General features: G+C 62.4%; 11 protein-coding genes. 1 reads left to right on the top strand and 10 read right to left on the bottom strand.

What is annotated here, in order from left to right; genetic code table 11:
- Nucleotides 1–23 precede the first annotated feature (23 nt).
- Together FQ192_RS19315 and rluC are read right to left on the bottom strand one after the other, a co-directional pair.
- On the bottom strand, nucleotides 24–683 hold the full coding sequence (locus FQ192_RS19315; protein ID WP_149659989.1) for an HAD-IA family hydrolase: 660 nt from the start codon (nucleotides 681–683) through the stop codon (nucleotides 24–26).
- The gene (gene rluC, locus FQ192_RS19310; RefSeq protein WP_149659988.1) at nucleotides 670–1,632 is read right to left on the bottom strand and encodes a 23S rRNA pseudouridine(955/2504/2580) synthase RluC; all 963 of its coding nucleotides are present in this window, start codon (nucleotides 1,630–1,632) and stop codon (nucleotides 670–672) included. Before rluC ends, FQ192_RS19315 begins: the two co-directional genes overlap by 14 nt.
- Before the next feature lie 699 nt (nucleotides 1,633–2,331).
- On the opposite strand from rluC, the gene rne reads away from it, so the two are divergent.
- Entirely contained in the window at nucleotides 2,332–5,604 is a 3,273-nt protein-coding gene (gene rne, locus FQ192_RS19305; protein ID WP_149659987.1) for a ribonuclease E, read from the top strand.
- A gap of 185 nt (nucleotides 5,605–5,789) precedes the next feature.
- On the opposite strand, the gene FQ192_RS19300 is transcribed toward rne, so the two are convergent.
- From FQ192_RS19300 to FQ192_RS19265, 8 genes are all read right to left on the bottom strand, one after another.
- Nucleotides 5,790–6,380, bottom strand: a complete 591-nt coding sequence (locus FQ192_RS19300; protein ID WP_149659986.1) for an NTP transferase domain-containing protein — start codon at nucleotides 6,378–6,380, stop codon at nucleotides 5,790–5,792.
- Nucleotides 6,377–7,360, bottom strand: coding sequence for an XdhC family protein (locus tag FQ192_RS19295; RefSeq protein WP_149659985.1), 984 nt, complete (start codon nucleotides 7,358–7,360; stop codon nucleotides 6,377–6,379). The genes FQ192_RS19300 and FQ192_RS19295 overlap by 4 nt, the downstream gene beginning before the upstream one ends.
- The gene (locus FQ192_RS19290) at nucleotides 7,360–9,681 is read right to left on the bottom strand and encodes a xanthine dehydrogenase family protein molybdopterin-binding subunit (RefSeq protein ID WP_149659984.1); all 2,322 of its coding nucleotides are present in this window, start codon (nucleotides 9,679–9,681) and stop codon (nucleotides 7,360–7,362) included. Before FQ192_RS19290 ends, FQ192_RS19295 begins: the two co-directional genes overlap by 1 nt.
- Nucleotides 9,678–10,148, bottom strand: a complete 471-nt coding sequence (locus FQ192_RS19285; RefSeq protein WP_149659983.1) for a (2Fe-2S)-binding protein — start codon at nucleotides 10,146–10,148, stop codon at nucleotides 9,678–9,680. Before FQ192_RS19285 ends, FQ192_RS19290 begins: the two co-directional genes overlap by 4 nt.
- A 305-nt stretch (nucleotides 10,149–10,453) precedes the next feature.
- Nucleotides 10,454–11,473: a UDP-N-acetylmuramate dehydrogenase gene (murB, locus tag FQ192_RS19280; protein ID WP_149659982.1), complete on the bottom strand. Its 1,020-nt coding sequence runs from the start codon at nucleotides 11,471–11,473 to the stop codon at nucleotides 10,454–10,456.
- Nucleotides 11,470–11,934 carry a low molecular weight protein-tyrosine-phosphatase gene (locus tag FQ192_RS19275; RefSeq protein ID WP_149659981.1) on the bottom strand — a complete coding sequence of 155 codons (465 nt, stop codon included), beginning with the start codon at nucleotides 11,932–11,934 and terminating at the stop codon, nucleotides 11,470–11,472. The genes murB and FQ192_RS19275 overlap by 4 nt, the downstream gene beginning before the upstream one ends.
- Complete coding sequence (gene kdsB / locus FQ192_RS19270) at nucleotides 11,934–12,698, bottom strand: 3-deoxy-manno-octulosonate cytidylyltransferase (protein ID WP_149659980.1); 765 nt, start codon at nucleotides 12,696–12,698, stop codon at nucleotides 11,934–11,936. Before kdsB ends, FQ192_RS19275 begins: the two co-directional genes overlap by 1 nt.
- The gene (locus FQ192_RS19265; RefSeq protein ID WP_007945752.1) at nucleotides 12,695–12,880 is read right to left on the bottom strand and encodes a Trm112 family protein; all 186 of its coding nucleotides are present in this window, start codon (nucleotides 12,878–12,880) and stop codon (nucleotides 12,695–12,697) included. The genes kdsB and FQ192_RS19265 overlap by 4 nt, the downstream gene beginning before the upstream one ends.
- Between the last annotated feature and the right edge of the window lie 12 nt (nucleotides 12,881–12,892).

Raw genomic sequence — 12,892 nt, 5'->3', positions numbered from 1 at the left:
CCATCTACCCCAGCAAAATCGTATTAAGCCTGACGAAGCCAGGCATGCAATTCGGAAAAACGATCAATGGACAGCCGCGGCCCGAACAGCTTCAGCGCCTCGATGGATTGGGCGCCGTAACTCACGGCAACCGAATCCATACCGGCGTTGCGCGCCATTTGCAGGTCAAAGGACGAATCCCCGACCATCAACGCCTGCTGCGCCGAAACGCCGCAATGCGCGAGGATCTCTTCCAGCATCAGAGGATGAGGCTTGCTGGCAGTTTCATCGGCGGCACGGGTGATATCGAAATAGTCTTCCCAGCCGTGCGCCTTGAGCACTCGATCCAGCCCACGACGGGCCTTGCCGGTCGCGACCGCCAGGTGATAACCCTCGTCACGAAAGGCGGCCATCGACTCGACAACACCTTCGAACAACGGCGAAGGCACGGCTTCGGCCGCGATGTAGTGATCGGCATAGTGCTGACGGAACGCTATCAGCTCGTCATCGCCGATCTGCGGGTACAACGTGCGAATCGCCTCGGGCAAGCCCAGGCCGATAATGCCTTTGACGGCAAAGTCGTCGCACAATTGAAAACCGGAGCGCTCGGACGCGACATGCATCGCCTCGACAATCCGACCAATGGAATCGGCCAGCGTGCCATCCCAATCAAAAATCAGCAGCTTGTAATCAGAGGGGTGCACTCAGGCGCTCCACGGTCTTGGCCCACATCTCGTCCACTGGCGCCTGCAACTTCAGCTCGCCGCCATCTGGCAACGGCACGGCCAGCATGTAGGCGTGGAGGAACAGGCGTTTGCCGCCCAGGTCACGAATTTCCTTGCTGAAATCGTCATCGCCGTACTTGGTGTCGCCAGCGATGCAGTGCCCGGCGTGCAACGTATGGACACGGATCTGGTGTGTCCGGCCGGTGATCGGCTTGGCTTCGATCAGGGTGGCAAAGTCGCCGAAACGGCGCAGGACCTTGAACACGGTCACAGACTCCTTGCCCTCCTCCTCGTCGACCTCGACCATGCGCTCGCCGGAGCGCAGGTTGCTCTTGCCCAGCGATGCACGAACCTGCTTGATCGAGGCCGCCCAGTTGCCGCGGACCAGCGCCATGTAGCGCTTGTCAACGCCATCGCCGCGCAATGCCGTGTGCAAGTGACGCAACATGCTGCGCTTCTTGGCGATCATCAGCAGGCCGGAGGTGTCACGGTCGAGCCGGTGAACCAGTTCGAGCTCCTTGCAATCGGGACGCAACTGACGAAAGGCTTCGATAACCCCGTAGGTCAAGCCGCTGCCGCCGTGAACCGCGATGCCGCAAGGCTTGTTGATCACGATCAACGCCTTGTCCTCGAAGATAATCGAGGCTTCGAGGCGCTGGAGCAGGCCTTGTGCCAGCGGTACCGGCTCGTCGCGCTCAGGCACGCGAACCGGCGGCACGCGCACGATATCGCCCGCCTGCAGCTTGTATTCGGGCTTGATCCGGCCTTTGTTCACTCGCACTTCGCCTTTGCGCAAAATGCGGTAAATCAAGGTCTTGGGCACGCCTTTGAGCCGAGCGAGAAGGAAGTTATCAATACGTTGGCCGGCATATTCCGGCGAGACCTCCAGCAGTTGTACGGCTGGGGTCGAAGGGGCTGTAGTCGTCATGGCGCGGATGATAACAATTTTTTATGGAATTGAAGCACTTAATCATTGCTGCTATAGTCGCGAACGCCGCCAAAAGCGGCCTGGACAGCGGACTAACGGTCAAAAACCGGCCCTGACCAACGCAATTCACCAGGACGCGAGGCCGTCCTACGGGGCTTTCGCTACGTAACGGTGGAGTTTGCAGGTGTTACGAGCGCAGGTGACATGAGGCCTGAATCAAGCCGCAAAGCAGAGTTTTCACTCGCCTTGCTCGCCAATATTCATGGCCAGTTCACAAAGTGCAGTCAGCTGCGAATGACCCCGAGCGAACGCTTCGGAAACAACGCCTAAATTAGCCATGATGCGTGACCTCCCCTTTCGGAGCTCACGGTAAATGCCAACCCGCTGCGGATTCTGCGCGCGGCAGCACCCGAATTATCAGGGATACGTGTAGGGTGGAGATGCACAACCGCTGGACTGTGTAGCAATAGGCTTTATCAAGACGCTTCATCTCGTCCACAGCCGCTGGTTGATTCCTCCTCCTGACTGAGTGCTTAGTAGCCACAGCAAGCAGGACGCGTACGTCGCGACGCCGGCCCACATTGGTCGCCATCGCTAGACACTGGAGTGTCCAACCACTCCTGACGCACCTGACACCGACCGTGAGAAGTCGTGTGTGCCGAACGCCGTTTCCGGCAGCCCGGAAACCGACGGTACTACATGAAAAGAATGCTGATTAACGCAACTCAACCCGAAGAGTTGCGTGTTGCACTGGTAGATGGCCAACGCCTCTACGACCTGGACATCGAATCCGGTGCACGCGAGCAGAAGAAGGCCAACATCTATAAAGGCCGGATTACTCGCATCGAACCAAGCCTAGAGGCTGCCTTTGTCGATTTCGGCTCCGAGCGCCACGGCTTCCTGCCCCTCAAAGAAATCTCCCGCGAATACTTCAAGAAAGCCCCCGAAGGCCGCGTCAACATCAAGGACGTCCTGACCGAAGGCCAGGAAGTCATCGTTCAGGTCGAAAAAGAAGAACGTGGCAACAAGGGCGCAGCCCTGACCACCTTCATCAGCCTGGCCGGTCGCTATCTCGTTCTGATGCCGAACAACCCGCGTGCCGGCGGTATCTCCCGTCGCATCGAAGGTGAAGAGCGCAACGAACTGCGTGAAGCCCTGAACGGCCTGGTTGCCCCGGCCGACATGGGTCTGATCGTGCGCACTGCCGGCCTGGGCCGCAGCAGCGAAGAAATGCAGTGGGACCTCGATTACCTGCTGCAACTGTGGACCGCTATCAAAGAAGCCTCGCTGGATCGCTCCGCGCCATTCCTGATCTACCAGGAAAGCAACGTGATCATCCGCGCCATCCGCGATTACCTGCGCCAGGACATCGGCGAAGTGCTGATCGACAGCGTTGAAGCCCAGGACGAAGCCCTGACCTTCATCCGCCAGGTGATGCCGCAGTACGCCAGCAAGATCAAGCTGTACGAAGACAGCGTTCCGCTGTTCAACCGTTTCCAGATCGAAAGCCAGATCGAGACCGCTTTCCAGCGCGTCGTCGAACTGCCTTCCGGCGGCTCCATCGTCATCGATCCGACCGAAGCCCTGGTGTCCATCGACATCAACTCGGCGCGCGCCACCAAAGGCAGCGACATCGAAGAAACCGCCCTGCAGACCAACCTTGAAGCCGCCGAAGAAATCGCCCGTCAGTTGCGCTTGCGCGACATCGGCGGCCTGATCGTCATCGACTTCATCGACATGACCCCTGCCAAGAACCAGCGCGCCGTGGAAGAGAAAGTCCGCGAATGCCTGGAAGCCGACCGCGCTCGCGTGCAAGTCGGTCGCATCTCGCGCTTCGGCCTGCTGGAAATGTCCCGTCAGCGCCTGCGTCCATCCCTGGGCGAAAGCAGCGGCATCGTTTGCCCGCGTTGCAACGGCACCGGCATCATCCGTGACGTTGAATCGCTGTCCCTGGCGATTCTGCGCCTGATCGAAGAAGAAGCCCTGAAAGACCGCACTGCCGAAGTTCGCGCCCAAGTGCCGATCCCGGTGGCTGCGTTCCTGCTCAACGAAAAACGCAACTCGATCACCAAGATCGAACTGCGCACCCGTGCCCGCATCGTCATTCTGCCGAACGACCACCTCGAAACGCCGCACTTCGAAGTTCAGCGTCTGCGTGATGACAGCCCGGAAGCCCACATCAACCAGTCCAGCTACGAAATCGCTGCTGCCGCTGCCGAAGTGGAAGAAGTCCAGCCCGCCGCTGCGACCCGCACCCTGGTTCGCCAGGAAGCCGCGGTCAAGACTGCACCGGCCCGCGCCAACGCTCCGGTCCCGACCGAAGTCGTCGCTGCCGCGCCTGTTGCTGCACCGGTTGCCGTGCCAGAGCCAAGCCTGTTCAAAGGCCTGGTGAAGTCGCTGGTCAGCCTGTTCGCGACCAAGGAAGAGCCTGCCGCTCCGGTTGTGGTTGAAAAACCAGCAGCCACCGAGCGTCCGGCCCGTAACGAAGAGCGTCGCAACGGTCGTCAGCAGAGCCGCAACCGTAACGGTCGCCGCGATGAAGAACGCAAGCCTCGTGAGGAACGTGCACCGCGTGAAGAACGCGCACCACGTGAGCCACGCGAAGAGCGTCAGCCACGCGAAGCCCGTGAAGAGACCACCGCTCCGGTCGTCGCTCGCGAAGAACGCGCACCACGCGCTCCACGTGAAGAACGTGCACCGCGCGCTCCACGTGAAGACCGCAAGCCACGTGGCGACCGCGAAGAGCGTCCGGTACGTGAACTGCGTGAGCCACTGGATGCCGCGCCTGCTGCGCCAGCCGCTGCCGCTGCCGTCGCTGCGACCGCTGAAGAGCGTCCAGCCCGTCAGCCACGCGAAGAACGCGCGCCACGCCCACCGCGTGAAGAGCGTCAACCACGTGCCGAGCAGGCTGCAGCCGCTGCCTCCGAAGAAGAAGTGCTGACTGGCGAAGAGCAACTGCAGGAAGACGGTCAGGAAGGCGCCGAAGGCGATCGCCCACGCCGCCGCTCCCGTGGCCAGCGTCGTCGCAGCAACCGTCGCGAGCGTCAACGCGATGCCAACGGCAACGTGATCGAAGGTTCGGAAGAATCCGAGTCCGCCGAAGGCGAAGCCAGCGAAACCAGCGAAACCAGCGAAGCACCAAGCGCTGCCGATCTGGCCGCCGGCCTGGCTGTTACCGCAGCCGTTGCCAGCACCGTGATCAGTGCTCCTGCCGAAGCCCAGGCTCATGAGCAAGCCGAACGCGCTACCGCTGCCGTGCAGGAAACTGCACCGGTAGAAGCGCCGGTTGTTGAAGCGACTACCCCGGTAGAAGCCACCGCCGCTCCGGAAGTTGAAGTAGCGCCGGTTCGCGAAGCACAGCCTGAAGTTCAAGCTGCCGCCGAGCCTGCTTACGTTGCCGAGCCTGTGGTTGTCGCTGAATCGGTTGCCGACACGTCGAGCGAAACCGTGACCGAAGCTGTCCGCGAAGTGCGTGAAGAGCAAACCGCGTTCAACTGGGTTGCCGAGCCGGTAGCCGCCGAGCCAGTCGTCGAAGCGCCAGCGCCAGTCGTTGAAGCTCCGGTCGCTGAAGCGAAGGTCTCCGAGCCTGTGGTTGTCGCCGCCGAGCCTGCCCCGGTCGTCGAAGCCCCGGTTGTCGCCGAAGTGGTTGCACCGGTGGTCGAAGCCGCCCCTGTCAGCGCCCTGACCGAAAATGGCCGCGCGCCGAACGACCCGCGTGAAGTGCGTCGCCGCAAGCGTGAAGCCGAGCGTCTGCAGAAAGAAGCCGAACTGGCTGCCGCTGCTGCTCCGGCTGTTGCCGAGCCAGCACCGGTTGTTGCCGAAGTGGTCGAGGCAGCCCCTGCCCCGGTCGCTGAAGTCGCTGCCGAGCCGGTTGAATCGGTGATCGACGAAGCACCACGCTCCGTTCAGGACGCGGTACAGCAACACGAACAAGCCCTGGAAAAAGAGCACGAGCCTAAACCCCTCGTCTGATTCCATCGGCCACTAAAAAGCCCCGCCTGGTGATCCAGGCGGGGCTTTTTTTATGCTGATTGCTTACCAGATTGCCGATCATTCCCACGCTCCGCGTGGGAATGCCTCTACGGACGCTCCGCGTTCGGCTTTGGATGGGACGCGGAGCGTCCCGGGCTGCATTCCCACGCAGAGCGTGGGAACGATCATCCAAACACTAACTTCTCAGGCACATCCACATCCCACAGCACACCGGGATCATCCACCGCGACTTCAACCACCCTGGCCTGCGCAAACAACGGCTTGGCCCCGCGATCACCGGCCAACTCCATCAATCCCGGCCCAAAGCGCCGGCCAAACCCCACCGGATGCCCAAACTCGCCCTCATGCACCGGCACGCTGATGCAATCCTCGGCAATCCCCGCCAGCACTTGCTCGATGCTCGACGGCAGGATAAACGGCATGTCCCCCAGCACAATCAACCAGCCACCCAGTTGCGCACAGGCTGCCACTCCAGCGGCAATGCTGTCGCCCATACCCGTGGACTCGATCAACACAATCTCGAAGCCGTAAGCCTGAGCCATGCGAATCACCTGCGGGCGATCTGCGGTGGTCACCAGTACACGCCTCTCAAGGCTGACAGGCAGATTCACCAACACCTGCTCGATCACCGAACGCACAGCGCCATCGCGACCGGCACAGTCAGCCAGCAACTTGTCCTTTTCAGCCCCGGCGACCTGGCGAAACCGACTGCCCTGCCCCGCTGCCAGCACGATGACACCGATGGGCTCGCTCATACACCCTCCCGCAACGGCTTCTTCTGCTTGAGTTCGACGCCGTTCTTGATCGCCACGATTTCGGCCAGCAGCGACAAGGCGATTTCCGCCGGGGTGTGGCTGCCGATGTGCAGGCCAATCGGGCCGTGCAGCCGCTCGATGGCCTGTTCTGACAAGCCTAGCTGAGCCAGGTTGTCCCGGCGCTTCAGGCTGTTGACCCGCGAACCCAGTGCGCCGACATAGAACGCCCTTGAATCCAGGGCGGTGAGCAGCGCCATGTCGTCCAGCCGTGGATCGTGGGTCAGGGCGACGATGGCGGTGCGTTCGTCGGTCTGAATGGCCAACACGGCGTCGTCGGGCATGCCCGGCACGAAACGACCGTGCTGTTCCTCCCAGCCGTAGACGAACTCGGTGCGCGGATCGCAGATCAGCACTTCGAAATCCAGCAGCCGCGCCATTTCCGCGACATAGCGCGACAGTTGCCCGGCGCCGATCAGCAACAAGCGCCACCGAGGGCCGTAAATCGCGCGCAAGGTGCTGCCGTCAAAACTCAGCACGTCGGTCTTGTTCGCCGGCTGCAACACCACTTCACCGCTCGCCAGATCCAGCGAACGAGCGACGATTTCATGGGCTTCGCAGCGGGCCAGTAACTCGGCGACCCATGCCGGATCGCCGACGCGCTCTTCGGTCAGGCGCAGTGTTCCGCCACACGGCAAACCAAACCGCGCCGCCTCCTCACGGGTGACGCCGTACGTGATCAACTGCACGGGCGGCCCGTCGGCCGGGATACGGCCGTCGTGCAACCGGGCAATCAGGTCATCCTCGACACAACCGCCCGACACCGAGCCGATCACCACGCCGTCTTCACGCAACGCGAGCATGGCGCCAGGCGCCCGGGGCGCGGTGCCCCAGGTCTGGACCACGCTGTACAACACCACCCGCTGACCGGCGCGGCGCCATTCGAGCACGCTGCGCAAGACGTTCAGATCGACGCTGTCCATCAGGCGTCAGCCTTCTGCCAACCCTGCAGTTGATAGCGAACCGGCAGGCTGCGGATGCGTTTACCGGTGGCGGCAAAGATCGCGTTGCACAGCGCCGGCGCAATCGGCGGCACGCCCGGCTCACCGACCCCGCCCAACGGCACGTCGCCCGGTGGCGTGACCAGATGCACCGCAACTTCCTTCGGCGCCAGGGACATGCGCGCCACTTCGTACATGTGGAAGTTGTCCTGCTGGACCTTGCCGTCCTTGAAGCTGATTTCGCCAAGTACCGCGTTGCCCAGGCCCATGACGCAGGCGCCTTCGAACTGCGAACGAATCCGCTCGGGGTTGATCTGCGGACCGCAATCCACGGCGATGTCCGCCTTGTGCACGATCAGGGTGCCGTCGTCTTTGACTTCGACCTCAATCACCGCCGCCACATAGGTGACGAAGCTGTAATGCACCGCCAATCCCAGGCCTCGACCCTTGGGCAGCGTACGCCCCCAACCGGCAGCCTTGGCGGCGGTTTCGAGCACCGTGCGCAGCCGTGCGGTGTCGATCGGATAACGCTCGGGGGATTCGCCGTAGTTCCACTCTTCACTCAAAGTGCGCGGATCGATCTGACGGTCCGGGCCGAGCAATTTGATCTGGTACTTCAGCGGATCCTGCTTGGCCTTGTGGGCCAATTCATCAACGAAGGTCTGAATCGCGAAGCCGTGGGGAATGTTCGACACCGAGCGATACCAGCCGACCCGGGTGTGCACCGTCGCTTCGGGGTTTTCCAGGCGCACGTTGGGAATCGCGTAAGCCATGTTGGTGAAGCCCATGCCCAACTCGAACGCGGCCTCGTGGTTCATGCCCGGGGCGAACAACGCGGTGATGCTTGGCGCCACGGTGCGGTGCAACCAGCCGGAGGGCATGCCGTCCTTGTCGAGGCTGGCCTTCAGGTACTCGGCGGACACGGTGTGGAAGTACGAGCAATGGATGTCGTCTTCACGGGTCCATTGCACGCGCACGGCCTTGCCGGGGAATTCCTTGGCGAGGATCGCTGCTTCGACGACGAAATCCGGCTTCGATTTACGCCCGAAACCACCGCCCAACAAGGTGACATTGAAGGTGACGTTATCGAACGGCAGGCCGAGGCGTTCGCCAATCCGCTCGCGGGTGACTTGCGGTGCCTGGCTTGGCGCCCAGGCTTCGCACACGCCGTCTTTGAAGCGGGCGATGGCGACCATCGGCTCCATCGGCGCCTGCGCCAGGTGCGGCAGATAGTAGGACGCTTCGAGGGTGCTGCCAGCGCCGGCCAGGGCCTTGTCGATGTCTCCGGTATTGCGCACCACTTTGCCCGGTTTGAGCGAGGCGGCTTCCAGCTCCTTGCGATAGGCGACCGAGTCGTAACTGGCGTTGGGGCCATCGTCCCACTCGATTTTCAAGGCTTCGCGGCCCTTGATCGCGGCCCAGGTGTTGCTGGCGACCACGGCCACACCGCCCAATGGCTGGAACTCCGAGGGCAGCGGGCGGCTTTCAATCTGCAAGACCTTGATCACACCAGGGACCTTCAGCGCCGCGCTGTCATCCACGGACTTGACCTTGCCGCCATATACCGCCGGACGGGCAATCGTGGCGTAGAGCATGCCGTCGAAATGCACATCGGCGCCGTAGATCGCACGACCGTTGACGATGTCGGCACCGTCGATGGCGCGTACGCCTTCCTTGCCGATGTAGCGAAATTCCGACGGTTGCTTGAGTCGCAGGCTGTCACGGGCCGGCACCGCCAGCGCACCGGCCGCGGCGGCCAATTCGCCATAACCAAGTTCGCGTTTAGTGGGTTGGTGAATGACCTTGTGCAACTGCGCATGGCATTCGCCAACCGGGACTTTCCACTGTTCAGCGGCGGCCTGCTCCAGCATGGTCCGTGCGGCAGCACCGCAGCGGCGCATCGGCTCGTACCAGTGACGCATGCTGCGCGAGCCGTCGGTGTCCTGGTTGCCGAAGCGCACTTCATCACCCGGCGCCTGTTGCACCTTGACCAGCGCCCAATCGGCGTCCAGTTCATCGGCCACCACCATGCTCAGACTGGTGCGCACGCCCTGGCCCATTTCCGACCGGTTGCACACCACGGTCACCGTGCCATCAGCGACGATGCTGACGTAGACCTTCGGATCATCGATCCAGCCGTTGGGCATGCCGTCGGCGCCGAATTTCTTCGGCTTGTCTTCAGCGAAAGCATCCTGCCAGCCCCAACTGGCGGCGAGTACCAGCGCACTGGTGGCGCCGACGCCTTTGAGAAAGCCGCGACGGCTGAGGTTGCTCAGGGCGAAATCATTCGGGAGCTGGCTCATGCCTTGGCCTCCTTCAGATGAGTGGAGGCCTGACGAATGGCGGTCTTGATGCGGTTGTAGGTGCCGCAGCGGCAAATATTGCCGACCATCGCTTCTTCGATCTGCTCATCGCTGGGGTTGGGGTTGGTCTTGAGCAATGCCGTGGCCGACATGATCTGCCCGCCCTGGCAGAAACCGCACTGGGCCACGGCGGTGTCGAGCCAGGCTTGCTGGACGATTTGCCCGACCGGGTCGGCGTGCAGGTTGTCGATGGTGCGCACGTCCTGGCCCACGACCGAGCCAATCGGTGTGATGCAACTGCGCGCCGGCAAGCCGTCGATATGGATGGTGCAGGCACCGCACAGGCCCATGCCGCAGCCGAATTTGGTGCCGTTGTAACCGGCCACGTCGCGGATTGCCCAGAGCAGCGGCATATCCTCGGTCACATCGAGTGGATGGTCTTGGCCATTGAGTTTCAGGGTAATCATGGGCACGCCCGCATAGTGTCAGGGTTATGGGGTCGAGCAATCTGCCGCCGGGGGTTGGCGGTGGGTTCACGCAGATCGGCTCAGGCTAATGGGCTCTCTTATGCAGACGGTAGTGTCTGCATCGGGCCTTTGGTGGAGCAAATGCTTGCATCGTTAGGGGGCTAAGTTAACCCAGCATTAACAAAAAAGCCCTGCTGAGACAGGGCTTTTTTAGCTGCAGGTTTTAAGCTGCAAGCTTCAAGTCGAAGCAGAGCAGCACACGCTATTAGGATTGTAGCTTGCGGCTTGAAGCTTGAAGCTTGCCGCTAATAGCGATTCGGCTCCATTTCCAGCTCGACGCTGAATCGTTGCGAAATGTCGGCCTGGATCCGTTGCGCCAGCGCCAGCAGTTGCAGGCCGGTCGCGCCGCCGTAGTTGACCAGCACCAGCGCCTGCAATTTATGCACGCCGGCATCAGCCTCGCGGAAACCTTTCCAGCCGGCCTTCTCGATCAGCCAGCCCGCCGCCAGTTTCATCTGCCCGTCCGGTTGTGCGTAGGCCACCAGATCCGGGTATTCCACCTTGAGCCGGGTCACCAGCGCCGCCGGCACCAACGGGTTTTTGAAGAAGCTGCCGGCATTGCCGAGCACCGCCGGGTCCGGGAGCTTTTCGCTGCGGATGCTGCAAATCGCCTGGCTGACATCGGTTGGTGTCGGGTGGTCGATGCCTTGCTCGGTCAGGCGCTGACGCACCGGGCCGTATTCCAGATGCAGGTGTGCGGTGCGGTTCAGGGTGAACCGGACCCGCAGAATCAACCAACGCCCCGGCTGCTGTTTGAACAGGCTGTCGCGGTAGGCGAAGTTGCATTCTTCCAGGGTGAAATCCCGCAGCTCGCCGGTCTGGCGATCCAGCGCAGTGAGGCCGGCGAACACGTCCTTGATCTCGACGCCGTAGGCGCCGATGTTCTGCATCGGTGCCGCGCCCACGGTGCCGGGGATCAGGCTGAGGTTCTCCAGCCCCGACAACCCTTGGGCCAGAGTGTGTTGCACAAACGGATGCCAAGGCTCGCCGGCCTCGGCTTCGATTACCACCTGGCTACCGTCATCGCTGAGTACGCGAATACCACGGCTGGCCATGCGCAACACCAAGGCCTGGATATCGGCGGTCAGCAGCAAGTTGCTGCCACCGCCGATCACCAACAGCGGCAGGGCGTTCGAAGCGGCATAGTCCAGGGCTTCACGCACGTCGGCGTCGCTGTGGGCTTCGGCAAACCGCTGTGCCCGCACATCCACGCCAAAACTGTTGAACAGCTTGAGCGAAACCCCGGATTGGACCAGCAAACTCATAACCGCCCCTTCAGCTCGACCACCAGCAAATCACTGGCGCGCTCGATCAAATCCAATACTTGCTCGAAGCCCTGGTCGCCGTCGTAGTACGGGTCCGGCACTTCGTCGATCTCAGAGGCATAACGCCGCAGGAACAGGTCCAGTTCGGCCTTGCCCTTGGCCGGCTGCAGGGCCTTGAGGTTGCGCAGGTTGCTGTTGTCCATCGCCAGGATCAGGTCGTACGTGGCGAAATCTGCACGGCTGACTTGCTGGGCGCGCTGGGCCGACAGGTCATAGCCGCGCAGTTTGGCCGCGGCCTGGCTGCGCTTGTCCGGGGCCTTGCCGACGTGCCAGTCACCGGTGCCGGCGGAGGCCACTTCGACTTGATCGGCCAGCCCGGCCTCGCGCAGCTTGTGCCGCAGCACCCCTTCAGCCGTGGGCGAACGGCAGATGTTGCCCAGGCAGACGAACAGAACCCGCATCAGGCCTCCAGCAGGCGACGAACGCGCTCAAGGTCTTCGACGGTATCAACGCCGTGGGGCGGTGCGATCAGCGCGTCGGCGACGTGAATCCGCACGCCGTGCCACAGGGCGCGCAGTTGTTCCAGGGATTCGGTGTTTTCCAGCCAGCACGGGCCCCAGCTGACAAAGTCATGCAGGAAACCGGCGCGGTAGGCATAGATGCCGATGTGGCGGCGATACGGCACGCCTTCGGGCAGGTGCTCGCGGCTTTTGGCCAGTGCGTCCCGGGCCCACGGCAAGGTGGCGCGACTGAAGGTCAGCGCCAGGCCATTGAGGTCGCTGACCACTTTGACCACGTTGGGATTGAACAGGCTTTCCACTTCTTCGATCGGCTCGGCCAACGTGGCCATGCGCGCTTCGGTGTGGGCAGCGAGGTTGGCGGCAACCTGATCGATCACGCTCGGCGGGATCAGCGGTTCGTCGCCCTGCACGTTGACCACAATCGCATCGGGGGCCAGGCCCAGTTTCGTCGCGACTTCGGCCAGACGGTCGGTGCCGGAATTGTGGTCTTCGCGGGTCAGCACCACTTCGGCGCCAAACCCCTTGCAGGCCTCGACGATGCGCGCATCGTCCGTCGCCACCACCACCCGTTGGGCGCTGCTTTTGCTCGCCTGTTCCCAGACGTGCTGGATCATCGGCTTGCCAGCGATCAACAGCAGCGGTTTGCCCGGCAAACGGGTGGAGGCGTATCGCGATGGAATGACAACGGTAAAGGCTGTGGTCATTTATCCAGGCGCTCGTCGGTGGTCAGGGTGCGGGCTTCGGTTTCGAGCATCACCGGGATGCCGTCGCGAATCGGGTAGGCCAGGCCAGCGCCCTTGCTGATCAGTTCGGTCTTGTCGGCGCTGAGCTTGAGCGGGCCTTTGCAGACCGGGCAAGCGAGGATGTCGAGCAATTTGGTGTCCATGAGCATTCCCTG

The organism is Pseudomonas sp. ANT_J12, from assembly GCF_008370045.1.
GTDB lineage: Bacteria > Pseudomonadota > Gammaproteobacteria > Pseudomonadales > Pseudomonadaceae > Aquipseudomonas.
Note: the sequence above shows the minus strand (reverse complement) of the source record. Positions and strands in the feature narration are given on the sequence as shown.

Excerpts from the sequence above, each read along its gene's own strand:
- FQ192_RS19265 (WP_007945752.1), bottom strand. The coding sequence starts at position 12,880 with ATGGACACCAAATTGCTCGACATCCTCGCTTGCCCGGTCTGCAAAGGC.
- murB (WP_149659982.1), bottom strand. The coding sequence starts at position 11,473 with ATGAGTTTGCTGGTCCAATCCGGGGTTTCGCTCAAGCTGTTCAACAGT.
- kdsB (WP_149659980.1), bottom strand. The coding sequence starts at position 12,698 with ATGACCACAGCCTTTACCGTTGTCATTCCATCGCGATACGCCTCCACC.
- FQ192_RS19295 (WP_149659985.1), bottom strand. The coding sequence starts at position 7,360 with ATGGACAGCGTCGATCTGAACGTCTTGCGCAGCGTGCTCGAATGGCGC.
- FQ192_RS19285 (WP_149659983.1), bottom strand. The coding sequence starts at position 10,148 with ATGATTACCCTGAAACTCAATGGCCAAGACCATCCACTCGATGTGACC.
- FQ192_RS19300 (WP_149659986.1), bottom strand. The coding sequence starts at position 6,380 with ATGAGCGAGCCCATCGGTGTCATCGTGCTGGCAGCGGGGCAGGGCAGT.
- rluC (WP_149659988.1), bottom strand. The coding sequence starts at position 1,632 with ATGACGACTACAGCCCCTTCGACCCCAGCCGTACAACTGCTGGAGGTC.
- rne (WP_149659987.1), top strand. The coding sequence starts at position 2,332 with ATGAAAAGAATGCTGATTAACGCAACTCAACCCGAAGAGTTGCGTGTT.
- FQ192_RS19275 (WP_149659981.1), bottom strand. The coding sequence starts at position 11,934 with ATGCGGGTTCTGTTCGTCTGCCTGGGCAACATCTGCCGTTCGCCCACG.
- FQ192_RS19290 (WP_149659984.1), bottom strand. The coding sequence starts at position 9,681 with ATGAGCCAGCTCCCGAATGATTTCGCCCTGAGCAACCTCAGCCGTCGC.